We start from the raw sequence: 24,073 nt of genomic DNA, 5'->3' as shown, positions 1-24,073 counted from the left end.
CGGGCCCCATCGCATGGCGTTGCAACTCCCAGTACACTGCGCGTTCCAACACCTACATCCGTTGAACTCGAGGTTCTTGCATGACGCTCAGTCCTTTGGCAGGCAAGCCGGCTCCGGCCAGCGTGCTGGTCGATATTCCCCGCCTGCTCACCGCTTACTACACCGGCCGCCCCGACGCTGCCGTGGCGGCCCAGCGCGTGGCCTTCGGCACCTCCGGGCACCGGGGCACCTCGCTCGAGCTGAGCTTCAACGAAGATCATGTGCTGGCGATCACCCAGGCCATCTGCCTGTACCGCCAGGAAAAAGGCATCGATGGCCCGCTGTTCGTCGGTGCCGACACCCATGCGCTGTCCGCGCCGGCTGCCGCCAGCGCGTTGGAGGTGCTGGCCGCCAATGGCGTGCAGGTGATGTTGTCCAAGGACGATGAATACACCCCGACCCCGGCGGTGTCCCATGCCATCCTCTGCCACAACCGTGGCCGTCAGCAGGGCCTTGCCGATGGCGTGGTCATCACGCCGTCGCACAACCCGCCCCAGAGCGGTGGTTTCAAGTACAACCCGCCCAACGGCGGCCCGGCCGACAGCGATGTCACCAAGTGGATCGAAGCCAAAGCCAACGAGCTGCTGGCCGCCGGCCTTGCCGGCGTCAAGCGCATGGACCATGCCCAGGCCCTGCAGGCGGCGACCACCCAGCGTTACGACTATGTGGGCCGCTACGTGGCGGACCTGGAGAATGTCATCGACTTCGACGTCATCCGCAACGCCAAGCTGCGCCTGGGCGTCGACCCCCTGGGCGGTGCCGGGGTACGTTACTGGCAGGCCATCGCCGAGCACTACCGTCTGGACCTGGAAGTGGTCAATACCGAAGTGGACCCCACGTTCCGCTTCATGACCGTCGACTGGGACGGGCAGATCCGCATGGACCCATCCTCGCCCCATGCCATGCAGGGCCTGATCGGCCTGCGCGAACGCTTCGACGTGGCGTTCGCCTGCGACCCGGACCACGACCGCCACGGCATCGTCACCCCGGACGGCCTGCTGCAGCCGAACAATTACCTGGCCGTGGCCATCGACTACCTGTTCCGCCATCGTCCGCAGTGGCGCAGCGACGCCGCCGTGGGCAAGACGGTGGTCAGCAGCGCACTGATCGACCGCGTCACCGCGCGCCTGGGCCGTGAGCTGTACGAAGTGCCGGTGGGCTTCAAGTTCTTCGCTCAGGGGCTGTTCGACGGTTCGCTGGGCTTTGGTGGCGAGGAGAGTGCCGGCGCGTCGTTCCTGCGCAAGGATGGTAGCGTCTGGGCCACCGACAAGGACGGTTTGATCCCGGCGCTGCTCGCTGCAGAGATGACCGCCCGCACCGGGCGCAACCCGAGCCAGGCCTACGCCGACCTGACCGCCGAACTGGGCAAGCCGTTCGCCACCCGTGTCGAGGCCAAGGCCGATGCCCGGCAGAAGGCTCTGTTGAGCAAACTGGCTGCTGAGCAGGTGACGTCCACGGAGCTGGCCGGCGAGTCGATCGAGCAAATCCTCAGCCATGCGCCGGGCAACGGCCAGGCCATCGGTGGTTTGAAAGTGATGACCGCCAACGGCTGGTTCGCCGCGCGGCCATCGGGCACCGAGGATATCTACAAGATCTACGCCGAGAGCTTCGTCAGCGAAGAGCACCTGCAGCGCCTGGTGCGCGAGGCCCAAGTACTGGTGGACGCGGCGATCGCCTGATCGCCGGTGGTGTAGGATCGGTCTGTGGGAGCGGGTTTACCCGCGAAGCGTGCGACGGGGTGCTTGGCACCGGCTCTGCCGGTGATCGCGGGACAAGCCCGCTCCTACAGGGGCCGTGCGACGGGGCGTATCAGCCGCCCCCGGCAACACCGGTGATCACGCTGAAATCACTGACCTGCACTTCCCCGCCGCCATACCCCAGCAGGTGGAAGGAGAACGCCTTGCGTGCCGAGGGGTTGTCGAAGCCGAACTCAAGTTCCAGCGGCCGGTCGGCCGTCACGATGATTTCTTCCGGTAGTCCCAACGGTACATCCTGTTCGTACTCCTTGGCCTTGAGCTGGATATAGGCATCATGCTTGGGGTCCAGGGAGCGTACGATCACCCGTACGCGGGTATGGGAGCCTTCGGGCATTTCCAGGTATTGCGCACCGATCAGGTTGTCGGCCCACTCGTCACGGATGCGCTTGCGCAGCTGGATCGCCGCCGGCCCGCCAAACTGGTAGCGCAGGTTCAACGGTGTGTGCAGCAATGATTGGTCCAGGGTACTGGCCAGGGCGGTGAGCTGTTGGCCGGTGGTGTCCGTGGCACGGTCCATGTACTCGGCCTGGTCGGCGATGAAGCCGTCGCTGGCGTAGCGCCGGCAACGTTGCTGGAAGTCACATTCGGTGAAGGTGCCGTGGCCATCGTGGTAGCGCAGCATGCCGTTGGTGTAGGCAATCATCTCGCGGCCGGTGTCGTAGTCACGGAACAGCGAGCGCCCGCTCAAGGCGGCCGGGATCGGCAGGGCATAGTAGTCGAGCAGCGACGTGGCCATGTCCACATGGCCGTAAGTTCCGCGCTTGAGCCGCGGCAACTGGGCCTGTTCGGGAGCCAGGACCAGGCTGAAGCCCCAGGAGGAGGCCAGGCGAACCCCGTCGATACCGTGGGACTCATCCGACGTGATGATCACCAGGGTGTCCTTGAGCACACCCTGGCGTTCCAGGTTCATCAGGAAGGCATCGAGGGCATCGTCCAGGTAGGCCACCGCTGCCTGCTTGGTCGTGTCGTAGCGCTGCAGGTAGCGCTGCGGTGCGGAATACGGTTGGTGGGTGCCGACGGTCAGCAGGGTCAGCATCCAGGGCTGTTTCTGCTTGCGCAACTGCTTCACGTACTTCTGTGCGCCTTCGAAGAAGGCCCGGTCGTCCTTGCCCCAGCGAAAAGGCAGGTAGTTCTTGTTGCTGAACCACTCCTGGCCGTGCACCGCGTCGAAGCCGATGTGCGGCATGATCCGATCCTTGGCCATGAAGCGCAGGCCCGCACCTTGCAGGTAATGGGTACTGAACCCCGCCTGGCGCAGCTGTGCCGGCAGGCAGGCCTGGTTGCGCACCTCCTGGGTCAGCATCTCCATGCCTTTTGGTGTGCCGTTGGCCAGCTTGTCGTAGTCACCGCACAGCAGCGCGTACAGGCCGCGGATGGTTTGGTGGGTGTGCAGCACGTAGTCGGGCGTGTTCATGCCGCGCTCGGCCCAGCGGCTGAGCTTGGGCATCAGGTCTTCGTCGAAGCTGCTGTGCAAGGCCTGGCGGTTGGCGCGGATATAGGCACCGGGGATGCCTTCCAGGACGATCACCAGGACGTTATGCGCCTGCCCAGGCGCTTTGAGCAGCTTTTGACCGTTGAGGTCGGACTGGGTCAGGCCCGTGGAGGGCAGGGGGGCGAAGGTGGGTTTTTCGCCGAAACGCTCAACGGCCTGGCGTTGGAGGTCACCCACCCCGGCCGAGAGCAACTGGTGCGAGAGGTTGTACTGACGCCATTGGTCGGCATCGGACGGCGCCAGGTGCTGGCTGCCCCAATGCACGCCGAACAATAGCAGGGGGATCGCCCAGGCCTTGCGTGGCAGGGTGGCACTGGGGCTGCCACGGCTGTACCAGACGCTGCCCAGCCAGGCCACCAAGCCGGCACCGAGCACCCAGGGCAGCCAGGGGTGGGCGAGGCCGCCGCCGGTGGAGTTTTCCATGAACTGCGCATCGAACAGGTAGTTCAGGTCAGCACTGGTGGGCAGACGGCCCACGGCGCTGACCAGCTCGGCGCTGGCGACGATCAGGCTGGCCCAGGCCAGCAGCAAGGGCAACGCCAGCCACCAGGCGCGGCGCTGCAGCAAGAGCACCAATACGCTGCCGATGGCCAGGTCGGAGACATAGCCCAGGGGGGTGGACCAGCCGAGCGCGGCCCGGATGCCCAGTGGGATCGCCAACACCAGCGTGGCCAATGCCACGAGCCGGGTGCTGGAGCGACCGAGCAGTTTTTTCACAAAGACTTCCTTCTTGTCATGAAACAGTCACTCAAGTGTGCTTCATGATAACAGGCACTTGGCGGCAGGCGCGGATTGCAGACGGGATGCAGGCATGATCAGGGGGCCCTGCACCTGCCTGCACCTGTAGGTGCGGCCGTGCAGCGCGGGGCTGCGAAGCAGCCCCAGGAAGTGGAAGAGTGGTCGCTCAGAAGTAGTACGGGAATTTCAGGCTGAAGGTGAAGTCCGGCGCATCGTCGGTCAGGCCAATCGACAGGTTGGGCACGATGGTCAGGTTGTCGGTCGCAGCCAGGGTCATGCCGATGTTGAAGTAGCCGGCGTTGGCGTCGCTGCTCTTGACGTCGGCCCACTCGTCGCCGGTCTCGGCGGACTTGATCCGTGAACGGCGGGCGATCAGTTCGGACACCGAGAATGACATCGACATCTTCTCGTTCAGGGCAAAGGCCACGCCTGCACCGATCTGGAAGCTGTCGCCGATCTTCACCTTGCCCGGGATCTTCTGGTTGACCGTGGAACTGACGTCGCTGAACTTCTCCTCGAAGGTATGGGTGTAAGACAGGCTGCCGAACAGCACCGCCGGGTCGTAGGTCTTGACCAGCGAGATACCCGGGGTGATCGACCAGACGCCGTTGCCGGTAGGCAGGTCTTCGGGGTAGGTGAGGTTGTCGTTGAGCGGGTCGCGGATCAGCTTGATGCCGAAGGGGTCCTTGCCGGTGGGGGCCTTGACTCTCACGCTGAACACCGCATCGGGGGTGTTCTCCGACTCGTCGAGGAACTTGTAGGCCACACCGAAGTTGACGTCGCCCAGCGCAGGGTCGCGGGTGACGGTATGTTCGGAGACATCGTTGGAGGCACCACCGACGCCGCCGGACTGGTAGGTAGACTCGCGGTAGACGATCGGCACGTTGACGTCAAACTGCCAGCGCTGGTCGTAGTTGTAGCGGGCGGTCAGGTCCAGGGTCCAGTTGTCGGCCTTGATCCGGTCGAGGTTGATATTGCCCAGGAAGATCGAGTCCAGTGCCAGGAACCCGTTGAGGATCAACTGGCGGGTGTCGTAGCGGGCGTAGGTGATGCCGGTCTCGAGGCTGAACTTGCCACCGCCGAAGAAGCCGCTGGCCTCGTCATACAGGTTGGACACGCTCTGGGCCGGCTCCGAGTCATCCTTGAGCGATTCACCGTAGGAGGACCCCGTTGCCCCTGCAGCCCCGCCGGAGGCGGCGATGGCCTGGTTGTTGCGTGGCTGAGAGGCAGGGGAGCGGGTCAGGCGCTTGGGTGGGGGGGCGACGGGTTGTTCTTCGACCTGGCGGACCCGTTGCTCCAGCACCATGAGGGCTTGCTGCTGGGCTTCGTAACGTTCCTTCAATGCTGCCAGTTCGGCCTTCAGGACTTCGACCTGCGGATCGGCGGCGGCATAGAGCAGGGTGGAAGGCACCAGGGTGCCCAGACAGACAAGTGCTTTCAACGACATGAATCGATGCATAAGTTAGCCGTCCCTACGAATACTACGATGGTGAGACGAAGCGTAGATCAATAGCCGGTGATTCGAAGGCCCTTGAGTTGATCGAGATTGCAGTTCAGTGCGCCGGCTGACGGTAGGTTGTCGCGCAGCACCACATTGAGCTGGGTCATGTTGCTGACCGCGTTGTTGCCGCCAAGCAGCGTCGTGGCTTGCAGCAGGCCGCCGTCGGACAGGCGCTGCAGGCTCGAGCCTTGGTTGTTGTTGGCCTGGATGGCCATCTGGATGCCTTTGCCGGTATTCGACACGCTCAGGGTGCCGGCATTGTTGCTGCTGGTCAGGGTCTTGCCCGATGCCAGTACCTGGCCTTGTGGCGTGGTAGCAGGCCCCTTGCCGCCTTCACTGACATTGATCGCGACATCGTTGTAGGCGCTGTTGTTGTCGCCGGCCGCGCGGACCGATTGGGTCACGCCCTGGGTATTGCCCAGGCCGCTGCCGCCTGTGACCACGCCATGGCCTTGGCCTGGGGCGACGCCGCCACCGTTCTTGCCGGTCATGGAGACGTAGAACTGCGGCTTGAAGCTGTTGTGCTGCACCTGCATCGTCGTGGTCGCGCCGATGCGGTCGCCGGCAGCGTTCTGCCAGGTGCTGCTCATGACCACGCCGAAGCTGATGATCCGCCCCGGCATCACGTAGCGCCCACGCAACTGGGCCAGCTCCTGGTCCTTGACTTCGATGGGCTTGAACGTCTGCGCCTGGGTCGGGAGGCTGGCAGCCAGGCATGCCGCTACCAGCCAGTTGATTGTCTTCATCGCTGCTCCCCGGAGCTCCGTGCCCCTTTGTAATCACTAGAAGAAGTCGCTCTGGATGAACCCGAATTCCATCAATTGGGCATCGTCCACCGGGTAGAACCCATTGATGCGGTTCCTGGCGGTGACCGGAGCCGGTGGGTCGAGCAGGGCGTTGGCCTTGTCGTAGCCGGGGCCGATGACGGCGAAGATGATGCCGTTCCAGCCTTTGACGAAATCGTCGAACTTGTAGCGCTTGTGGCCCAGCACCGGGTCGCCGATGTACACCCAGCCCCGGTTGATGCGTTGGAGCACGACGAAGTGCTTGTAGCCACGAATGTCCATCAGCACCACCACCGGAATGCTCACCCGGTGCAGGCTGTCGGCTTCGACCCGGTAGCCCCGGGCGCGCATGCCGATGCTTTCCACGTAGCGCTTCATATCCAGCATGGAAAAGCCCTGGACCTTGACCAGGTCCGGATCGGCGTGGGCGAGCATGCCTTCGATGACCTGGCTTTCATCGACATCGAGCCAATACGCTTGCTTGAGGATGGTGGCCAGGGCGGCGGCGCCGCAGCTGAAATCGGTCTTCTGTTGCACCAGGTCGGCGAAGCGACGCTCGCGGATGCTCTGTACCGGCTTGTACACCAAGGTCCCGCCTGGCATCGCCGCGATCGGCATCTGCGTGGCCTCGACCAGGCCGGCCAGGAACATGAGTGCGGCAAGCAGAACTGCGCGCATGGCCTTCTCCCCCGACGCGAAACAGGAAAGGGGCCCCGAAGGGCCCCGATTGGCTGTGTTACAGGCCGGTGCAGGCTTTGCAACCTGCGGCGATGGACAGCGAGTTGCTCTGCTGGTTGCCCGAACCTGCCGAGACGTTGGCGCCCACGTTACCCGACACGCCGTTGAGCGAGTTGCTCATGGTGGCGGTGTTGGTCACAGGGTTTTTCCAGCCGTTGGGGGTCAGCACCTGGTAGGTGGCGACACCGGCCAGGCCGAAGGTGCCTTCTTCGTGGAACTTCAGAGGGTCCTTGTCGGTTTTGCCCTTGTCATGGCCGTGGCCCCAGCCTTTTTCGTCTTCAACATAGCCCCAGCCGTCACCCTTGTACTGGCCATAGGCTTTGAAGCTGGCCTGCAGGGTTTCCTTGTCCATCTTGCGGTCAGCGTTGTTTTCGACGTTCAAGCCCGTAGTGGCCTGGGTGGCGGTGGAGGCGGCCATCGCTACACGGCCACCGGACACGGCGATCGCCAGGTTGTTTTTCTGCTGGTTGAAGTCACCGGCGGTGACGTTGACGCCGATATTGCCCGAGCTGCCATTGGCCGAGTCGACCAGGTTGGCGGTGTTGCTGGTGGAGAAGTTCTTGACGTTGTTGCCGGCGTTGACCTGGGTGGCGGTGGAGATAGCCATGGCGCTGCCGAAGATGAAACGCTCATCGGCAGTGGCGATGGCGGCCACGTTGTCCTGCTGGTTGCCGTCACCGGCAGCCACGTTGGCGCCCAGGTTGCCGTTGGAGCGGTTGGCGGAGTCTTCCATCGCCGCGTCGTTCTCGGTCGCCTCGTTACGCACGGTGTTGCCGGTGTTGACCTGGGTATCGGTCACCGTGGCGGCCGCACCCGCGCTGACCAACAGCTGCAGAAGGACATTGTCATGGTTGTTGTGATGGCCATGGTGGCCGTTGTTATGCCGGTTATCGGCTTGTGCAGCAACTGCCATGACCGCTGCGAGGGCGAATACCAGAGGCTTGAGTGCCATTTTAGGTTTCATGGTGTTTCTCCACTTGTTTCTCGTTGTTAAGTGTTGTGTTGAAGCCACTTTGGGTCAGTCAGCGACCCGTACGCTCAGGGTGTTGCCCATTCGGTTGCCCACCCCGGCGCTCTGATTCAACTGGATCACGCCACGGCTGCCGGTGAAGGCCTGGTCACTGGTAGTGACCTGGCGACTGCCGGGAGCGCGATCCGTTGCCTCGGAGCCATTGGCCAGCGAGACGTTCTGCTGGCTGAGAATGCTGTCGTCGATGCTTTGCGGGACGGCACTGATGCCGATCCGTACTGCGTTGGCCTGCTGCGTGGCGGCGCCGGCGGACTGGTTGATACCGAGCAGGCCGTTGCCGTTGCTGAAGGCGTTGCCGTGGATGCTGGCGCGACTGTCCCGGGCCGGGTCGGCAAGAAAGTCAGTGCGCTGGCGAACCTCGGTGGTGGCCTTGGCATTGGTGCCGATAGCCATGGCCCGGACGTTGGCCTGCTGCTGGGCATCGCCCGCCGCCTGGTTGATGCCGAGGTTGCCCTGGTAGGTGCGGCCGCTGGCGCCAAGGGTGGCGTTGTCCACCACTGGCGAGCCGGCCAGCGCCAGGCTGGGGCCCAGCGCCAGGCACAGCAGGGAGAGCTTGAGTGCGCGCATGTCATTGGCCCCGGGTGAGGATCTGCAGCGGCGCCAGGCCGCGCTGGACGTTCTGGTTGACCGTGTTGGAGATGGTGTTGCCACCGCCGGCCCCGGCACCCGATCCGCCGGCCATGCCAGGTAGCCGGGACTGGACGGTGTCCAGGCCGCGCAAGCTGCCCGAGTGGTCGGTGGTGAGCAGGCGATTGACTGTCGAGCCGCTGGCGATGCGGGCGAAGTCACCGTCGGTCAACTCGTTGGTCTGGGCTTTCACCCGGGCCGATTCGTTGGTATTGACGGTAGTGGGGTAGGGGTCGGGGGTACCGGTCTTCCGAGCGGCTTGGCGAGCCTGGACATCACGGGTCAGGACGATGATCCCGTTGCCCTCGGCGCTGGCGGGAAGGGGGAAGGCTGCGGCGGTCAGGCAACCCAGGACGAGCAGTGCAGGCAGTGTCTTGTTCTTGGTCCCCACGGCGATGCTCCCTTCTCTGTGCGCTGGCCTTTGAGCGTTGACAGAGGTAGAGCGAAAGTCGTGCCGCTTTCATTTTTTATAGTTAAATCAAGGTGTTGGGTGGTTCAGGGGGCCGTTCGGTGTTTTTCTGTTTCACGGCTGATACAGAAAAACCGTCCATCGCCCTACAGGCCTTGAAAACCCACGCGGCCCGGGGTAACGGCAGTAGCTGTATCACGTTTGAAACAGTTTCCCCAGGTCTGTGGCAAAGCCCCCAACAATGGGGGGCCTAGCTGGCTGTACAGTTACAAAAAATTAACACTCGGTGGCGCAGGCGGGCGCTTGGCCGTCAAGTAGACGCGCCACCGCTGCCAGGGCCTGGGCCTGGCGGGTGGGCCAGTCGCCTTCGAGTACTTGAAAGGGTTTCTGGTGAGTGCGCAGCCAGTGCAGGCTATCCTCGAAGAATCTTTGCCGCTCTTCCAGGCGGGGTTGGCAGCGCTGGCCGTCGCCGACCCAATCGACACCTTGCGGGCTGAGTAGCAGGTGCAGGTCATAGTGGCGTTCGAGCAGGGCCTGCTCGAGCCAGGCGGGGCAGTCTGCGAACAGTACCCGGCTCCAAAGGATGTTGCTGAGTAGGTGGGTGTCGAGGATCAACAGGTCGGGCGCGTGTCGGCGGCTCTGGTCCTCCCAGGCAAGCTGGCCGCGGGCGATGGCGGGAATATCGGCATAGCAGGTTTCGCGCTGTTCCCGCTCGATGAAGTGGCGGACGTATTCACCGACCACCACACCGCCGAAATGCGCCTGGATTTCGCCACTCAGCCAGCTCTTGCCGCTGGACTCCGGCCCGCATAGCACCAGGACCTTCATGCGGGTGCCAATGCCGGGTCGCGGCGCCATTGCACCCAGCCGCGCACGGCGATGAGGGTGAACAGTGCGTAGAGCGCTGCGGTGAGGTAAAGGCCCTTGTAGAGGAACAGCCCCACGAAGACCACGTCCAGCACCATCCACAGCGCCCAGCATTGCACACGCTTCTGCGCCATCCACACCTGCGCCACCAGGCTGAAGCCAGTCAGGGCCGCATCGAGCCAGGGCTGTGCTGCGTCGGTCCAGTGCGCCATGGCGGCGCCCAGGCACAGGCTCGCCAGCAGGCCTGCGCCAAGGCCGATGAATACCTGCCCGGCCCCCAGGCTGGAAACCTGGCGTGCGTCTTCCACATGGTCAGGCCGGGTCCATTGCCACCAGCCGTACAGTTGCAACACGGCGTAGACCAGTTGCAGGAGCATGTCGGAATACAGCTTCACTTCGTAGAAGATCCAGCTGTAGAGCAGCACCATCACCAGGCCGATCGGCCAGCACCACGGGTTCTGCTTGACCGTGAGCCACACGGCGATGACGCCGAGCACGGCGGCGAAGAGTTCGAGGCCGGACATCGGCGATCCTTGGGCAGGGGTAGAGGGCGCGATTGTAGCCTGTAGGGCGGGGAAGCTGTAGGGGCGCGCCGCGATGGCATCGGCTGGGCAGCGGCAGTGCCTGGGCTGACGCCATCGCGGGGCAAGCCCGCTCCTACAGGAGGCGCGTGGGTTTGACGAAGGGCAGTATCAAACCCGGAACTGGCGCAGCAACTGTTCAAGCTCCTCGCTCAACCGCGCCAGGGCTGCGCCGGCATCACTGGATTGGCGCGCCGCGTCGGCGGTTTGTTGGGACAGCCCGGCGGTATCCAGCACATTGCGGTTGATTTCCTCCACCACATGGGCCTGCTGCAGCGTAGCGCTGGCGATCGAGGCGTTGAGGGCGGTGAGGTTGTGCAGCGCCTGGCTGATGGCATCCAGGCTGGAGCCCGCCTCACGGGCCTGCTCGACGGTCTGGCGCGAGGCTTCGCTGCTGGTGCCGATCGCCCTGACAGCCGCTTCCGACTGGCCTTGCAGGTGCTCGATCATGGTCTGGATCTCGGCGGTCGACTGGGCGGTGCGCTGGGCCAACAGCCGGACCTCGTCGGCAACCACGGCAAACCCCCGGCCCTGCTCGCCGGCGCGGGCCGCCTCGATGGCGGCGTTGAGCGCGAGCAAATTGGTCTGCTCGGCAATCGAGCGGATCACTTCCAGTACACCGCCGATCCGCGTGCTGTGCCCGGCCAGCTCGCCGATCACCTGCACGGCCTGGTCGATGGTGCTGGAGAGTCGGTCGATCTGCTGCAGGCTGCCATGGATCGCCTGCTGGCCATGGTCCACCTGGCGCTGCGCCGCCTGCATCTCGCTGGCGGCCTGCTCGGCGGTCTTGGCCACGTCCTGCACGGCATAGGTGACTTCATTGACCGCCGTGGCCACCTGGTCCATCTGCAGCGATTGCTGGGCACTGTGCGCCTGGGCCTGGCCTGCGTTGTCGCCCACGTGTTCGGCCGATTGGGCAAGAGCATGGGCGGCGCCCTGCAGTTGGCCGACCACACCCTGCAGCTTGCCGTTGAAGCGGTTGAAATGCTCACCGAGGCGGGTGACTTCGTCGCGCCCATGGGTATCCAGGCGGCGGGTGAGATCGCTTTCGCCGCTGGCGATATTACCCATGGCCTGCACCGCCTCCTGCAACGGGCGGGCGATGCTGCGGGCGATCAGCATGACCAACAGCGCCATCAACACGGCGATACCCAGGCCCGCCAGGGAGGCGTCCCGTACCTGGCGGGCGAACTCGGCCTGCACGTCATCGACATACACGCCCGACCCGATGATCCAGCCCCAGGGTTTGAACAGCTGGATGTATGACGTCTTGGCGGCCGGCTCACTGGCACCGGGCTTGGGCCAGCGGTAGTCCACCGGGCCTGCGCCCTGGCTGCGTGCCAGGCTGGCCATCTCGTTGAACACGGCGAAACCGTCGGGGTCACGAATGCCGGAAAGGTCCTGGCCGTCGAGCTTGGGGTTGGTCGGGTGCATGACCATCCTGGGCGCCAGGTCATTGATCCAGAAGTAGTCGTCCTTGTCGTAGCGCAGGCTGCGCACGGCCTGCAGGGCCTGCTGCTGGGCCGCTTCGCGGGTGAGCGTGCCGGCTGCCTCCAACCCCTGGTAGTAGGCCAGCACGCCGGCGGCAGTCTGCACCACGTGCCGGGTCTTCTCGGCCTTGGCCTGGTACAGGTCGCCATGCAGCTGGCGCAGCATCAGCAGGGCGAAGGCCACCAGCATGCCCACCGCGACCAGCAGGATCAGCGACAGGCGCCGGCTGATCGACATCGACCTCAAGGTCTTCATCAAAGGTACTCCCGTTGTTCTTGTTATCAGGTGTATCCAAGCATGCCGGGGCCGGTGCGGCACACTCGACCAAGGGCTAGGCCAGGCGTTTGCTGTCGCATGCCGCGCGAGCCATCGACAGGCTGCTCTGATAGGATCTCGGCCGCGCAAGATGAAACCTTTAGGTATCTAGGCCTTTTCCGCTGGCATTGGCCCCGTAGGGGCTGTAAAACGGCCGGGCCTTCGCGGCAACCAAATGCAAATCAAGAACAAGGGGCCTGCATGCAGCAGCGCCTCATCGGGGGAACAATGGATTTTTGGAGTGCCTTTCAGGCAATCATCTTAGGGATCGTCGAAGGTTTGACGGAGTTTCTGCCCATCTCCAGCACCGGGCACCAGATCATCGTCGCCGACCTGATCGACTTCGGTGGCGAGCGGGCCATGGCCTTCAACATCATCATCCAGCTCGGCGCGATCCTCGCCGTGGTCTGGGAGTTCCGGCGCAAGATCTTCGACGTGGTGCTGGGGCTGTCCAGCCAGCCCACAGCGCGTCGCTTCACGGCCAACCTGCTGATCGCGTTCTTTCCGGCGGTGATCCTGGGCGTGCTGTTCGCCGACCTGATCCACGAATACCTGTTCAATCCGGTCACCGTGGCGGCGGCGCTGGTGGTGGGCGGGGTGATCATGCTGTGGGCCGAGCGTCGCGACCACCGCATCGAGGTCGATCACGTCGATGACATGCGCTGGAGCCATGCCCTGAAGATCGGCTTCGTGCAGTGCCTGGCAATGATCCCCGGCACCTCGCGCTCCGGCTCGACCATCATCGGTGGCCTGCTGTTCGGCCTGTCGCGCAAGGCGGCGACCGAATTCTCGTTCTTCCTGGCCATGCCGACCATGGTGGGGGCGGCGGTGTACTCGGGCTACAAGTACCGTGACCTGTTCCAGCCGGGTGACCTGCCGGTGTTCGCCATCGGGTTCGTGGTCTCGTTCATCTTCGCCATGATCGCTGTACGCGGCCTGCTCAAGTTCATCGCCAACCACAGCTATGCAGCCTTTGCCTGGTACCGCATCGTCTTCGGCCTACTGATCCTGGCGACCTGGCAGTTCGGCTGGGTCAACTGGGCCACGGCGCACGGTTGATATGGCACGCACCCAGCGCGCGCCACGCCGTGGCGTCGAACGCACCCAGGATGCCGTTCACAACCTGCGCCTGAAACTGCTGGTGCTCGTGGGTCTGTGCCTGCTGCCGCTGGTGGGCGCTGCGCAGATGGCCTGGAGCGGGCAGTCCTGGCTGCCCCTGGCGTTGTACCCGGCGGTGAGCCTGGTCAGCCTGATGCTGTATTGGCAAGACAAGCACCAAGCGCGTACCGGGGCCTGGCGCACACCCGAAAAGGTCCTGCATGCCAGTGAGCTGTGTGGCGGCTGGCCAGGGGCATTGCTCGCCCAGCAGCTGTTCCGGCACAAGACGCGCAAGGTGTCCTACCAAATGACGTTCTGGGGCATCGTGGCGGTGCATCAGGTGTTCTGGGTCGACCACTTGCTGTTGGGCGGGCGCTGGTTGGGTGGGGTATTGGAAGGCTTCTGAGGGGGCAGGGATGGGCTCGAAATCTGATGTATCACTACCTCGGTCAGTGGGTTGGTGTCTCTGTGTTAAAATCTGCCCGAGGTTGAGCGAGAAAGGGCCGTGTGCCTAAGGCTGAACGCTAGCCATTCTGGAGAATACGTATGCTTGGACTGCTCTTCAAAGCGAGTAAACGAGAGAGGGAGATCCTTGACTCACTGCGCGAGCTGCGCACTTTGCGCATCAGTGATCGTGGTGGCATGTCGATAGATTCTCGGGAAATCCTGATGAGTGAGCGCTTCATCGAGGCGAGTAAAAAAGCGAAGAAAATCGTGGCCAATGGCTGATGGGACTGCTTCTTATCCTGCCAATCCTAGTTAGTGGTTATCTCTATTGCAACGGAAGCACCTATCGACAAGCGACGATGAGCCGCTACGATGGGCAACTTCTGTACATGCTCATCGCAAAGACAGGCATCTTTATTTTCTCCATGGCATGCCTTGCGAGCTTCGGATTGATGTATGCGAGCAAGCACAGTGTCCTCGCCCCCTATCTTGGCGAATACCGCGACCACGCGGACTACATCAAGTACGTCAAGGGATTCCTGACGCGCAACGAAATCACTGACACCAAGGGCGCACCCGTATGGGCATTCTTGGCACAAGCTTCGGTGTTATCGTTCCTATTGGCGTGGCTGTTTCCTCGTCTGTTTACACTGATGCTCATGGTGAGATATCGGGCGTCGGCGAGGGCGATTAAGGGGTTGATACTGACATCCAAAGTGCCCACCCGACCTTTGACACGACAACTCATGGAGTCGATGCGGGACACAAACAATCTCTACATGTTCTCCATGGATGACCGTAAAGTTTACGTTGGGCGTGTATCCGACATCGGTGATCTGCATGAAGCGGGGGGGATGGACGAAGATTTCGAGATTGTCCCTACTATGAGTGGTTATCGAGACAAGGACACATTGAAGGTCACGTACACCACCGACTACTCTGCGGTCGTAGAGGAAATGATGCTCAAGGGGCGAGAAATCGGCTTTGAAATCGTTCTCTCACAAAAAAATATTGTGTCGGTGAGCCGATTTGAGGATGAGATCTGGAGCAAATTCAAAGCACGCCAGGAGCTATCCGAAAAATAAAATCTCATGCCTAAGCAACGATGAGAAATCCCAAAGCCTAAAATGCAGGCTGGACAACACCGTTTCACCGTTTTTCGGACAAGAGGGGCGCTAGGCCCTTTGAATGGGCTCCATCGCGGGGCCAGTCGGACCTCGATTATTGTCATCAATGTGCGTGGGACGCCTGCGCCTCACACATAGCGCTCCCCACAGGCCTCGAACGAAGCCGCCAGATGGTCGATCCACACACGCACGGCCGGCAGCAGGCCACGTCGGTGCGGGTATACCGCCTGCAGCCAACCGCCAGGCAGGGACCAGTCCGGCAGCAGGCGCACCAGTTCGCCGCGCGCCAATTCCTCTTCGCAGTACATGCTCGGCAGGGCAGTGAAGCCGAGCCCCGCACCTACGGCAGCCTTTCGCACCACGAAGTCGTCAATGGCCAGGCGCGGTTCCAGGGCGACTTCCTGCTGTTCGCCCCCCGGTCCGATCAGGCGAAAATGCACCAGGCGATCCGCCTCAGTAGCACCCAGCACCGGCAGGCCGGCGAGCTGTGATGGGTGATGCAGGTGGTCGGCAAAGCCCGGTGCAGCCACCAGTTGCATCTGCGCCTGGCGCAGACGGCGGGTGACCAGGGCCGGGTCCTCGTCGCCCAGGTCGCGCACGCGCAAAGCCACGTCGATGCCCTCGGAAATCAGGTCGACCCGTCGGTTGAGCAGCACCATATCCAGTTGTACCAGCGGATACTGCTCCAGAAAGCGGCTGACCACTTGCGGCAGGAAGGCGTGGGCCAAGGCGACGGGGCAGGACACTCGCAAACGCCCCCGCGGCTCGCTGCTCATGCTGGCCACCGCTTCGTCGGCCGCCTCTGCCTCCAGTAGCATGGCCTGGCAATGGTGCAGGTAGCGTTCCCCCACGGCGGTGAGCTTCAGTTGCCGGGTGGTGCGCTGCAGCAGGCGTGTGCCCAGGCGCTCCTCCAGCTCGGCGATGCGCCGGGAAAGCCGGGACTTGGGAATGCCCAACTGGCGGCCAGCGGCGGCGAAACCACCGGCCTCGACCACGCGGGCGAAGTAGAAGAGGTCGTTGAGGTCTTGCATCGGGGTATCCCATTGTCCTACTGGTAGGACAAACTAACGCATTTTTACGGGCTTATCAGCTATTCGTTGGCCCTATAGGATTCTCTCCATCGTGATCGCCCACCGTCGCGGTCTTCATTCACAGGAGAATCCCATGAAACTGTTGCATATCGATTCGAGCATCCTGGGCGACAATTCCGCCTCCCGCCAGCTGAGCCGCGAAGTCGTCGAAGCCTGGAAAGCCGCCGACCCGAGCATCGAAGTGGTCTACCGTGACCTGGCGGCCGACGCCATCAGCCACTTCTCCGCCGCCACCCTGGTTGCCGCAGGTACCCCGGAAGAGGTGCGCGATGCCGCCCAGGCCCACGAAGCCAAGCTGAGCGCCGAGACCCTGGAAGAATTCCTCGCCGCCGACGCCGTGGTGATCGGTGCGCCGATGTACAACTTCAGCGTGCCGACCCAGCTCAAGGCCTGGATCGACCGCGTCGCCGTCGCCGGCAAGACCTTCCGCTACACCGAGGCAGGCCCGGAAGGCCTGTGCGGTGACAAGAAAGTGATCCTGGTGTCCACCGCCGGTGGCCTGCACCATGGCCAGCCGACCGGCGTGGGCCACGAGGACTTCCTCAAGGTCTTCCTTGGCTTCATCGGTGTCACCGACCTTGAGATCGTCCGCGCCCACGGCTTGGCCTATGGCCCGGAACACCGCAGCCAGGCCATCGATGCCGCCCAGGCACAGATTGCCAACGAGCTGTTCGCTGCCGCCTGATCGCGTTGAATGAAAAACCGGCTGTGGCCCTGGGCTGCAGCCGGTTTTTTCGTTTTCAATGGCCCTGGCCGCGACGGGCCAGCAGCAACACCAGGCCCACGCCCGCCAAGGCAAGCAGGGCCGCCACGGAAAAGATCGAGGTATACCCCAGGCGTACAGCTACCGCGCCCATCACCGGGCCGGCGATGGCCAAGGCCAGGTCGAAGAACACCGCGTAGGCGCCCAGCCCGGCCCCCCGACTGCTGCTGGGGACCTGCTTGATGGCCTCGACGCCGAGGGCCGGATATACCAGTGACAAGCCGAACCCCGTCAGCCCTGCGCCCACCAGGGCCGCGGCCGGAGAAGGCGCCAGCCACAGCAGGGTCAGCCCCACGACCTCGGTAGCCATGCAGGCCATGGCGACGCTGTAGCCGCCGAAGCGGTTGACGGCATTGACGAACAGCAGCCGCGAGACGATGAAGCACAGGCCGAATGCGCTCAGGCACCAGGCCGCACCGACCCAGCCGCGTTCCAGGTAATAGAGGGTGACGAAGGTGGTCAGGGTACCGTAGCCGATCGATGCCAGGGTGAGCCCCAGGCCAAAGGGCGCCACCCGGCTGAAGGCCGACCAGAACGGCAACCGTTCGCCGCGCAGCACCACCGCGTCCGGGCGCGTGCGCAGCATCAGCAGGGTCATCACGGCCAATACCACCAGGGCGACGCCGAGCACGCTGAAGCCCAGCGCGTTCACCAGCAGCACGCCGGCCGGTGCGCCGATGGCGATGGCGCCGTAGGAGGCGATACCGTTCCAGGAAATCACCCGTGCCGTGTGTTCGCTGCCCACCTGGCCGATACCCCAGCTCAAGGTGGCGACACCGATCAAGCCCTGGGCGATGCCAAGGCACAGGCGCCCGGCCAGCAACAGCAGCAGGCTCAGCCAGGGCAGGGCGACCGTCCAGGCCGACAGCAGGGTCAGCCCGCCACAGCCTGCGATGCCGTATAGCCCGTAGCGAATCGCCCGCTTGCCACCCAGGCCATCGGCTACCCGCCCGGCAAAGGGGCGGCTGAGCAACGTGGCGAGGTACTGCAGGCCGATGGTCAGCCCCGCGACCACCGCGCCGAAGCCGAGCTGGTCGTGGACATAGCTGGGCAGCACTGCGATCGGCAGGCCGATGCACAGGAAGGCGATGAAGGTATAGAAGACGATCGAGAGGATCTGCAGGGTGATGCCGGAGGCAGGTGGTTGGGCGGTCATGGGGGCGTTCGCGGATAGGCGGTGGAATGCCAGTCAGTCAAGCCTTATCGGCTGCACTTGGGGCTGCTACGCAGCCCATCGCCGGCAAGCCGGCTCCCACAGCGACAGTGCTGTCCTCGAGGCTGACGCATGACCTGTGGGAGCCGGCTTGCCGGCGATGGGCGCGCAGCGCCCCGCGTAGGAGCGGCGAAAGGCAGGGGTTAGACCACTACGCCCTGGCTGCGCAGGTAATCGTCGTAGGTGCCGCTGAAGTCCACCACACCGTCGGGCGTCAGCTCGATGATGCGGGTGGCCAGCGACGACACGAACTCGCGGTCATGGCTGACGAAAACCAGGGTCCCGGGGTAGTTCTCCAGCGCCAGGTTCAGCGCCTCGATCGATTCCATGTCCAGGTGGTTGGTCGGCTCGTCCATGACCAGCACGTTGGGCTTTTGCAGGATCAGCTTGCCGAACAGCATGCGGCCTTGCTCGCCACCGGAGATCACCTTCACCGACTTGAGGATTTCGTCGTTGGAGAACAGCATGCGGCCCAGGGTGCCACGAATCAGCTGCTCGCCCTGGGTCCACTGGCCCATCCAGTCGAACAGGCTCACGTCGTCTTCGAAGTCGTGGGCGTGGTCCTGGGCGTAGTAGCCCACTTCTGCGCTGTCGGTCCACTTCACCGCGCCGGCATCGGGTTTCATCTCACCGACCAGGGTACGCAGCAGGGTGGTCTTGCCGATACCGTTGGGGCCGATGATCGCCACACGCTCGCCGGCTTCGACGGTGAAGCTGAAGTCCTTGAACAGGACCTTGCCCTCGAAGCCCTTGGAAACCTTCTCCACGGTGACCGCCTGGCGATGCAGCTTCTTGGTCTGCTCGAACCGGATGAACGGGCTGACCCGGCTCGACGGCTTGACCTCGGCCAGCTGGATCTTGTCGATCTGCTTGGCGCGCGAGGTAGCCTGCTTGGCCTTGGAGGCGTTGGCCGAGAAGCGGCTGACGAAGGTCTGCAGCTCGGCGATCTGGGCCTTCTTCTTGGCGTTGTCGGCCAGCAGCTGCTCGCGCGCCTGGGTGGCGGCGGTCATGTACTCGTCGTAGTTGCCCGGGAACAGGCGCAGCTCGCCGTAGTCCAGGTCCGCCATGTGGGTGCAGACGCTGTTGAGGAAGTGCCGGTCGTGGGAAATGATCACCATGGTGCTGTTACGCGCCGTGAGGATGCTTTCCAGCCAGCGGATGGTGTTGATGTCCAGGTGGTTGGTCGGTTCGTCCAGCAGCAGCACGTCCGGGTCCGAGAACAACGCCTGGGCCAGCAGCACACGCAGCTTCCAGCCTGGCGCCACTTCGCTCATCGGGCCGAAGTGCTGCTCCAGCGGAATGCCCAGGCCCAGCAGCAGTTCACCGGCACGGGACTCGGCGGTATAGCCGTCCATCTCGGCGAACTCGGTCTCGAGCTCGGCGACGGCCATGCCGTCTTCCTCGGTCATTTCCGGCAGGGAATAGATACGGTCACGCTCGGCCTTGACCTTCCACAGCTGCTCGTGGCCCATGATCACCGTGTCGATGACGGTGAATTCCTCATAGGCGAACTGGTCCTGGCGCAGTTTGCCCAGGCGGGTGTTCTGCTCGAGCATCACCTGGCCGGCGGACGGCTCCAGGTCACCGCCGAGGATCTTCATGAAGGTCGACTTGCCGCAGCCGTTGGCGCCGATCAGGCCGTAGCGGTTGCCGTTGTTGAATTTGACCGAGACGTTTTCGAAGAGCGGCTTGGCGCCGAATTGCATGGTGATGTTAGCGGTGGAGATCAAAGCGCTTACCTATCAGTAACTTACGCGGCTGGAGGGTCAGCGATCCTGAGCGTTTCCAGCGCGCTCCAGTCGGAGCTTGAGTTGAGCCAACAGGCGTGCGTCGACAGCAGCATGTGCATGCTGTGACCCAGCTGTTGGGCGATGAATGCGGGGGTTGAGGCCGGACATTGCGCGTATTGTCGCATAGGTGCGACGGCAGTTGTACGGGGGCGCTAAATCCGATGCCAAGGCCCCTGATGAGCGGGGCCGGCATCCAGCACCGCGAGTCGCCACGGTGCTGGGTTCGGGCTGGCGGGCGGTTCTAGCCGCGAAGGTGCTCCAGCCGAGCACGTCCAGCCTCTGTGATCGAATGTTCTCCCTGGTCGCTGATCCGATAACGCCCAGATGCCATTTGCGTTATCGAGAACCTTACCAGGCCACTTTGAGCCAGGGCCTGGCCCACTTCGAAGCTCATTGCGCGCTCCAGGTCGAACACTTTTATCTCGCCGATCTTGAAGCGGTAGAACGCAATCAAAGCCAGATCCAGAGCTTCCTGACTTGTTGCTTGAACACGTTGCATTTGACCTCCCAGGTCGTGAATGGCCGGGTCCGTGGGCTTGCAGGCAAGGCACCAGGCAGTACGTTCGAGGCGCACCGTACTATGGCCTGCCGCGGATCGGTACTGGCTTTGCATCCAAGCTGGATAGGCGGACAGGAGTCATGGCCAAGGTGCACACACAAACACGTTGACAGGGCATTAGCCAGCGCTACGTCCTGTGGTAGATTCCGCCCATCAACGAGGAGGACAGGCATGAAGCGTTTTGCAGTGTTGGCCCTGGCGACGGCGATGATCTACGGCTGCTCCGACGAAGGCCCATGGGAAGGCCCCGCAGGCACGAAAATGGGCCTCAAGCGCGAGCAGATCGAGCGGCATGCCATCTTGCAGAAGGTCGGCACCAACAATGTAGGGGCCTTGATCTACACGTCCAAACAGGCGCCGAAGCTCGACGCCCAGGCCGATGGCTACAACTACGTGTTCAGCAAGGATGACGAGCTGTGCCTGGTACAGATGCGCTTCGACCGGTCGAATCGTGCCAGTGGGGCGCTGCTGGACGAATTGAAGACCAGGTATGGCATGCCGGACCAGGATGAGCGGGTCGCCCGAGGTGTGGTCTGGTCGTCCAGTGCGTTCAAGTTGAGCGACGACATTGCCGAGATCAGCAGCGAATTCACCGGACGAGAGCCGCGTGCCGCCTTGGTCAGTTTCTCGTTCGCCAACTTCGACACCTGCAAGGCCACCGAGTGACGCCTCGCCCATGCCGATGATGCCAGGGTAGTCAGTACCCTGGCGGGCCATGGATAATCCCGGCCTTCATCGGCAAGGTATTGCAATTGTGGAAACGAAAAGCGTGATGGCTGAGGTGTTCTTCAGCCTGCCCCTGCACATCTGGGTATTACCGTTGGCGGCGGTGATCGCCTTCTTTGGCTTGAAGATGGCGGACGCGTCGCGCGAACGGCAAAACGTGCTGCGCATGGCCACCTATGGCGCACTGCTGGTGTTGGCGCTGGTGCCCAACGGCGTCTACGCGATCTTCCCGCCAAGCCCTGATCCGGTCGCGCCCGGACAGGCACTGCCCAACTACCAAGGCCTGTTCTACCTCGATGCCTTTTTCGTATTCGCAGGTTGGGCGATCAGTGCAGTGATCCGCAGTCGGTAATGGGCGTTTTCTGAGAACTCGCTCCAACGTTTACAACGGATCTTTTCAAGTTGCAGATAACCAGGCCAAGCCAGGGAACTTTTCCCATGACCATCGTCTACAGTGCAGGGGATCCACCCTCACGGAAGGAAGCAGTTATGGCCAAGTCTCGCGCTATCGTGATTGCAGTGACTTCGTTTGCGTTGGCTGTCGGCCCATGCCTGGGCTTTGCCGATCCGGGCAACGGGAAGGGGCAAGGCCAAGGGCATGGCAAGAACCAGGTCCAGCACGCCCCGGGCAACAGCCACTCCGGCGGTGGCAACAAGGGGGGCGGCAACCCAGGCGGCGGTCACAAAGGGGGGGGCGGCTACGACAATGATTACCGCGGCGATCATTACCGCGGCCCCTCCATCGACCATGGCGATGTGTTGGGCATATTGAGCGGCTACCGGAACTACTGGAGCCCTGGGCCAGCCCTGCCGCCGGGCATCCAGAAGAACCTGGCACGTGGCAAGCCGCTCCCTCCGGGCATCGCCAAGAAGCTCGACGGCAGGTTGCTCGGCCATCTCCCCCACTACGACGGCTACGAATGGATGCAGGCCGGCGCGGACCTGCTCCTGGTCGCGGTAGCGACCGGCATCATCTACGAGGTGCTCGACGGCGCGTTCCACTAAGCCAAGACGCAGTCTCCAGAGGCGACGGACCTTTTGCAGCTATCGCAGGTCCAGAAGCAGGAAGCCCAGAACAGTGAACCCAAAAGGCTTCCTGCTGCCCTTGTTGTGCAACATTGGAAGACAAGCCAATGCCTGAAAGAGAAAAGCGTTACCGTGCCTACCACCTGTTGAGGGAGCTCGACGCGTTGACCTCCTCGACCATGAACCAGATCGCCTACGGCCGCGTTGGCGGCCCCGAATGGAAAGGGATGTGCCAGGCCCATCGCAAGGCATTCGAAGAGTGGATGACGTTCGCCGAATCGCTACTTGAGCCAGGCTGCGAGAAAACCCCCGACACCTGATTCCCCATAATTGGGTCACGCCGGTTGTCTGATTGTGCCCGCCATTGCGCGCAATGCGGTTGCGTGCCGGTGTGCTTCCGCTATGGTGCCTCTACCAACACATATAAGACTAAAGTCGTAGGAGGCGGCATGAAAATTCGTGGAGACGTGTTCTGGTCATGGGCAGACCCTACCCTTCATCATCGCGGGCACGACGAGACCCTCGATTGTGGTACTTGCATCGACGTGCAGGTGAGGTTGTCCCGTACCGGTGCCACGCAGATGTTCATTGGTGTCTACGCACCCTCGGGCATGGCCTTGCATGAAGAAGCATTCGACTCCCGCCCTGGCGAGTCGATGACCCGGGCACTGGCCTGGGGCGTCGGGCGCGCCAGGAAGGTGGCTGGCGAGCCGGCCCTGCAATCGTGCCGCCGTACTGCCAGGCCCAGCGTCGTGGCGGCTTGCGCGGGGCGTTGAGCGTCGATGGCTGCGCGGGCAAGAAAGCGGATGCGCAGAAGGGCTACCGGGCGTAGAGTGCCGGCATCCGTTTTCTCGTTCGAGGCCCATCGATGTCCAGTGCCTTCACCCTCATGCAATCACCTGTAGGCACCTTGACGCTGGTCGCGCGCGGCGACTGCCTGGCGGCGGTGCTGTGGGAGCAGGAGCGGGAGAACCGCGTGCGCCTGGGCGAGCTGCACCGCAGCGACACCCACCCGACCTTGACGGAAACGGCTCGCCAACTGGGTGAGTACTTCGCCGGCCAACGCCAGCGTTTCGAATTGCCATTGGATTTTCTCGGCACCGAGTTCCAGCGCCAAGTCTGGGCGGCGCTGCTGACCATTCCCTTCGGTGAAACCCGCAGCTACAGCGAAATCGCCCGGCAGATCGGCAACCCCAGTGCCGTACGGGCAGTAGGGGCCGCCAATGGACGCAACCCGATATCGATCATCGCCCCTTGCCACAGGGTGATCGGTGCTTCGGGCAGCCTGACCGGCTTTGCCGGTGGTCTGCAGGCCAAGCAATACCTGCTCGCCCTCGAGGGCCGCCAGAGCTTGGCGCTTGGTTTTTGACGCCAGGCCTCTCAGCCCAGCCAATACAGCAACAGGCAACCCACCGCCGCCAGCACCGAGCCCACCGCAAGGCTGTATTGGCGGCGTGAGCGCCGGGCGTATCGCTCTACCTTGCGCAGGTATTCCCCCGGTCGCGGGGCATCGGGCCGGTGCCGCAGGCCTTCGGCGATATCCGCCAGGCGGCCCTGGATCAACAGGCCGGTGAGGTAATAGGTGCAGGCGTAGCTGACCAGGGCCGCGAGCAAGTACTTCATTGCCTCAGGCCTCGCAGTTGCGGGGGGAAGGGGTCATGTCGTCCATCCATGGGAATAGAAAGCCCGAGCATACCCCGCGGGAGCGGCGTTGTGTCGCGAATGTTCGAAGCGTACCGCGACCTGCATGGTCAGGGCGGCGTGTGCCATGCTGTCGAGTACCCGCATCATCGTGACGGCACAGGCGAGGGCGGTACGCATGACGCACTTCCATTCCAAGCCTGCCGTCGGCACCGCAATAGA

27 protein-coding genes and 1 pseudogene are annotated in these 24,073 nt (G+C 63.3%); 12 read left to right on the top strand and 16 right to left on the bottom strand.

Features of this window, described 5'->3' with window-relative positions; genetic code table 11:
• Positions 1–80: 80 nt before the first annotated feature.
• Complete coding sequence (pgm, locus tag ACXHGZ_RS11035) at positions 81–1,718, top strand: phosphoglucomutase (alpha-D-glucose-1,6-bisphosphate-dependent) (protein ID WP_480463831.1); 1,638 nt, start codon at positions 81–83, stop codon at positions 1,716–1,718.
• A gap of 130 nt (positions 1,719–1,848) precedes the next feature.
• On the opposite strand, the gene ACXHGZ_RS11030 is transcribed toward pgm, so the two are convergent.
• The 10 genes from ACXHGZ_RS11030 to ACXHGZ_RS10985 form a co-directional block, all read right to left on the bottom strand.
• On the bottom strand, positions 1,849–4,005 hold the full coding sequence (locus ACXHGZ_RS11030) for an LTA synthase family protein (protein WP_480463830.1): 2,157 nt from the start codon (positions 4,003–4,005) through the stop codon (positions 1,849–1,851).
• A gap of 187 nt (positions 4,006–4,192) precedes the next feature.
• Positions 4,193–5,485, bottom strand: coding sequence for a fibril amyloid transporter FapF (gene fapF, locus ACXHGZ_RS11025; RefSeq protein ID WP_480463828.1), 1,293 nt, complete (start codon positions 5,483–5,485; stop codon positions 4,193–4,195).
• A 47-nt stretch (positions 5,486–5,532) separates the two neighbouring features.
• The gene (fapE, locus tag ACXHGZ_RS11020) at positions 5,533–6,273 is read right to left on the bottom strand and encodes a fibril amyloid subunit FapE (RefSeq protein ID WP_324811932.1); all 741 of its coding nucleotides are present in this window, start codon (positions 6,271–6,273) and stop codon (positions 5,533–5,535) included.
• Between the two features lie 36 nt (positions 6,274–6,309).
• Positions 6,310–6,990: a fibril amyloid maturation endopeptidase FapD gene (gene fapD / locus ACXHGZ_RS11015; protein WP_084858028.1), complete on the bottom strand. Its 681-nt coding sequence runs from the start codon at positions 6,988–6,990 to the stop codon at positions 6,310–6,312.
• A gap of 58 nt (positions 6,991–7,048) precedes the next feature.
• The gene (fapC, locus tag ACXHGZ_RS11010; RefSeq protein WP_480463825.1) at positions 7,049–8,014 is read right to left on the bottom strand and encodes an amyloid-like fimbrin subunit FapC; all 966 of its coding nucleotides are present in this window, start codon (positions 8,012–8,014) and stop codon (positions 7,049–7,051) included.
• Positions 8,015–8,068: 54 nt separating this feature from the next.
• Positions 8,069–8,647 carry a fibril amyloid subunit FapB gene (gene fapB / locus ACXHGZ_RS11005; RefSeq protein WP_084858026.1) on the bottom strand — a complete coding sequence of 193 codons (579 nt, stop codon included), beginning with the start codon at positions 8,645–8,647 and terminating at the stop codon, positions 8,069–8,071.
• 1 nt (position 8,648) lies between these two features.
• Positions 8,649–9,098: a functional amyloid chaperone FapA gene (fapA, locus tag ACXHGZ_RS11000; RefSeq protein ID WP_480463824.1), complete on the bottom strand. Its 450-nt coding sequence runs from the start codon at positions 9,096–9,098 to the stop codon at positions 8,649–8,651.
• Positions 9,099–9,392: 294 nt separating this feature from the next.
• Positions 9,393–9,944, bottom strand: a complete 552-nt coding sequence (locus ACXHGZ_RS10995) for an AAA family ATPase (protein ID WP_480464034.1) — start codon at positions 9,942–9,944, stop codon at positions 9,393–9,395.
• Entirely contained in the window at positions 9,941–10,507 is a 567-nt protein-coding gene (pnuC, locus tag ACXHGZ_RS10990; protein WP_480463823.1) for a nicotinamide riboside transporter PnuC, read from the bottom strand. The genes ACXHGZ_RS10995 and pnuC overlap by 4 nt, the downstream gene beginning before the upstream one ends.
• A 168-nt stretch (positions 10,508–10,675) precedes the next feature.
• The gene (locus tag ACXHGZ_RS10985; protein ID WP_480463822.1) at positions 10,676–12,310 is read right to left on the bottom strand and encodes a methyl-accepting chemotaxis protein; all 1,635 of its coding nucleotides are present in this window, start codon (positions 12,308–12,310) and stop codon (positions 10,676–10,678) included.
• 288 nt (positions 12,311–12,598) lie between these two features.
• On the opposite strand from ACXHGZ_RS10985, the gene ACXHGZ_RS10980 reads away from it, so the two are divergent.
• The 4 genes from ACXHGZ_RS10980 (at position 12,599) to ACXHGZ_RS10965 (ending at position 15,000) form a co-directional block, all read left to right on the top strand.
• Positions 12,599–13,429, top strand: coding sequence for an undecaprenyl-diphosphate phosphatase (locus ACXHGZ_RS10980; protein ID WP_084858021.1), 831 nt, complete (start codon positions 12,599–12,601; stop codon positions 13,427–13,429).
• 1 nt (position 13,430) lies between these two features.
• Positions 13,431–13,874: a DUF1294 domain-containing protein gene (locus ACXHGZ_RS10975; protein WP_480463821.1), complete on the top strand. Its 444-nt coding sequence runs from the start codon at positions 13,431–13,433 to the stop codon at positions 13,872–13,874.
• 140 nt (positions 13,875–14,014) lie between these two features.
• Entirely contained in the window at positions 14,015–14,197 is a 183-nt protein-coding gene (locus ACXHGZ_RS10970; protein WP_480463819.1) for a hypothetical protein, read from the top strand.
• Positions 14,197–15,000, top strand: a complete 804-nt coding sequence (locus tag ACXHGZ_RS10965) for a hypothetical protein (protein WP_480463817.1) — start codon at positions 14,197–14,199, stop codon at positions 14,998–15,000. Before ACXHGZ_RS10970 ends, ACXHGZ_RS10965 begins: the two co-directional genes overlap by 1 nt.
• 170 nt (positions 15,001–15,170) lie before the next feature.
• Here ACXHGZ_RS10965 and ACXHGZ_RS10960 read toward each other — a convergent pair whose 3' ends face one another.
• On the bottom strand, positions 15,171–16,073 hold the full coding sequence (locus tag ACXHGZ_RS10960) for a LysR substrate-binding domain-containing protein (protein ID WP_084858019.1): 903 nt from the start codon (positions 16,071–16,073) through the stop codon (positions 15,171–15,173).
• A gap of 133 nt (positions 16,074–16,206) precedes the next feature.
• On the opposite strand from ACXHGZ_RS10960, the gene ACXHGZ_RS10955 reads away from it, so the two are divergent.
• Positions 16,207–16,818 (top strand): FMN-dependent NADH-azoreductase, encoded by a 612-nt coding sequence (locus ACXHGZ_RS10955; protein ID WP_084858018.1) that lies wholly within the window; start codon positions 16,207–16,209, stop codon positions 16,816–16,818.
• A gap of 55 nt (positions 16,819–16,873) precedes the next feature.
• On the opposite strand, the gene ACXHGZ_RS10950 is transcribed toward ACXHGZ_RS10955, so the two are convergent.
• From ACXHGZ_RS10950 to ACXHGZ_RS10935, 4 genes and pseudogenes are all read right to left on the bottom strand, one after another.
• Complete coding sequence (locus tag ACXHGZ_RS10950) at positions 16,874–18,052, bottom strand: MFS transporter (protein ID WP_480463815.1); 1,179 nt, start codon at positions 18,050–18,052, stop codon at positions 16,874–16,876.
• 200 nt (positions 18,053–18,252) lie between these two features.
• Entirely contained in the window at positions 18,253–19,839 is a 1,587-nt protein-coding gene (locus tag ACXHGZ_RS10945) for an ABC-F family ATPase (RefSeq protein ID WP_084858016.1), read from the bottom strand.
• 20 nt (positions 19,840–19,859) lie between these two features.
• Positions 19,860–20,049, bottom strand: a pseudogene (locus tag ACXHGZ_RS10940) (site-specific integrase); the annotation flags it as partial.
• Positions 20,050–20,140: 91 nt separating this feature from the next.
• Positions 20,141–20,398: a hypothetical protein gene (locus tag ACXHGZ_RS10935; RefSeq protein WP_084857913.1), complete on the bottom strand. Its 258-nt coding sequence runs from the start codon at positions 20,396–20,398 to the stop codon at positions 20,141–20,143.
• Positions 20,399–20,629: 231 nt separating this feature from the next.
• Here ACXHGZ_RS10935 and ACXHGZ_RS10930 point away from each other — a divergent pair, with 231 nt between their 5' ends.
• From ACXHGZ_RS10930 to ACXHGZ_RS10905, 6 genes are all read left to right on the top strand, one after another.
• The gene (locus ACXHGZ_RS10930) at positions 20,630–21,124 is read left to right on the top strand and encodes a hypothetical protein (RefSeq protein ID WP_480463813.1); all 495 of its coding nucleotides are present in this window, start codon (positions 20,630–20,632) and stop codon (positions 21,122–21,124) included.
• 115 nt (positions 21,125–21,239) lie between these two features.
• Positions 21,240–21,536 carry a hypothetical protein gene (locus ACXHGZ_RS10925; RefSeq protein ID WP_480464032.1) on the top strand — a complete coding sequence of 99 codons (297 nt, stop codon included), beginning with the start codon at positions 21,240–21,242 and terminating at the stop codon, positions 21,534–21,536.
• Between the two features lie 137 nt (positions 21,537–21,673).
• Positions 21,674–22,189, top strand: coding sequence for an anti-virulence regulator CigR family protein (locus ACXHGZ_RS10920; RefSeq protein ID WP_480463812.1), 516 nt, complete (start codon positions 21,674–21,676; stop codon positions 22,187–22,189).
• Positions 22,190–22,317: 128 nt separating this feature from the next.
• Positions 22,318–22,530 (top strand): hypothetical protein, encoded by a 213-nt coding sequence (locus tag ACXHGZ_RS10915; RefSeq protein WP_084857719.1) that lies wholly within the window; start codon positions 22,318–22,320, stop codon positions 22,528–22,530.
• Positions 22,531–22,659: 129 nt separating this feature from the next.
• Positions 22,660–22,986 (top strand): hypothetical protein, encoded by a 327-nt coding sequence (locus ACXHGZ_RS10910; RefSeq protein WP_084857721.1) that lies wholly within the window; start codon positions 22,660–22,662, stop codon positions 22,984–22,986.
• 92 nt (positions 22,987–23,078) lie between these two features.
• A complete protein-coding gene (locus ACXHGZ_RS10905) occupies positions 23,079–23,579 on the top strand; it encodes a methylated-DNA--[protein]-cysteine S-methyltransferase (RefSeq protein ID WP_480463810.1) in 501 nt (166 codons plus the stop codon).
• 11 nt (positions 23,580–23,590) lie between these two features.
• On the opposite strand, the gene ACXHGZ_RS10900 is transcribed toward ACXHGZ_RS10905, so the two are convergent.
• A complete protein-coding gene (locus ACXHGZ_RS10900) occupies positions 23,591–23,833 on the bottom strand; it encodes a hypothetical protein (RefSeq protein ID WP_480463809.1) in 243 nt (80 codons plus the stop codon).
• Positions 23,834–24,073: the final 240 nt, after the last annotated feature.

The organism is Pseudomonas shiyinii (assembly GCF_056725765.1).
This window is presented reverse-complemented; position numbering and strand designations above follow the sequence as displayed.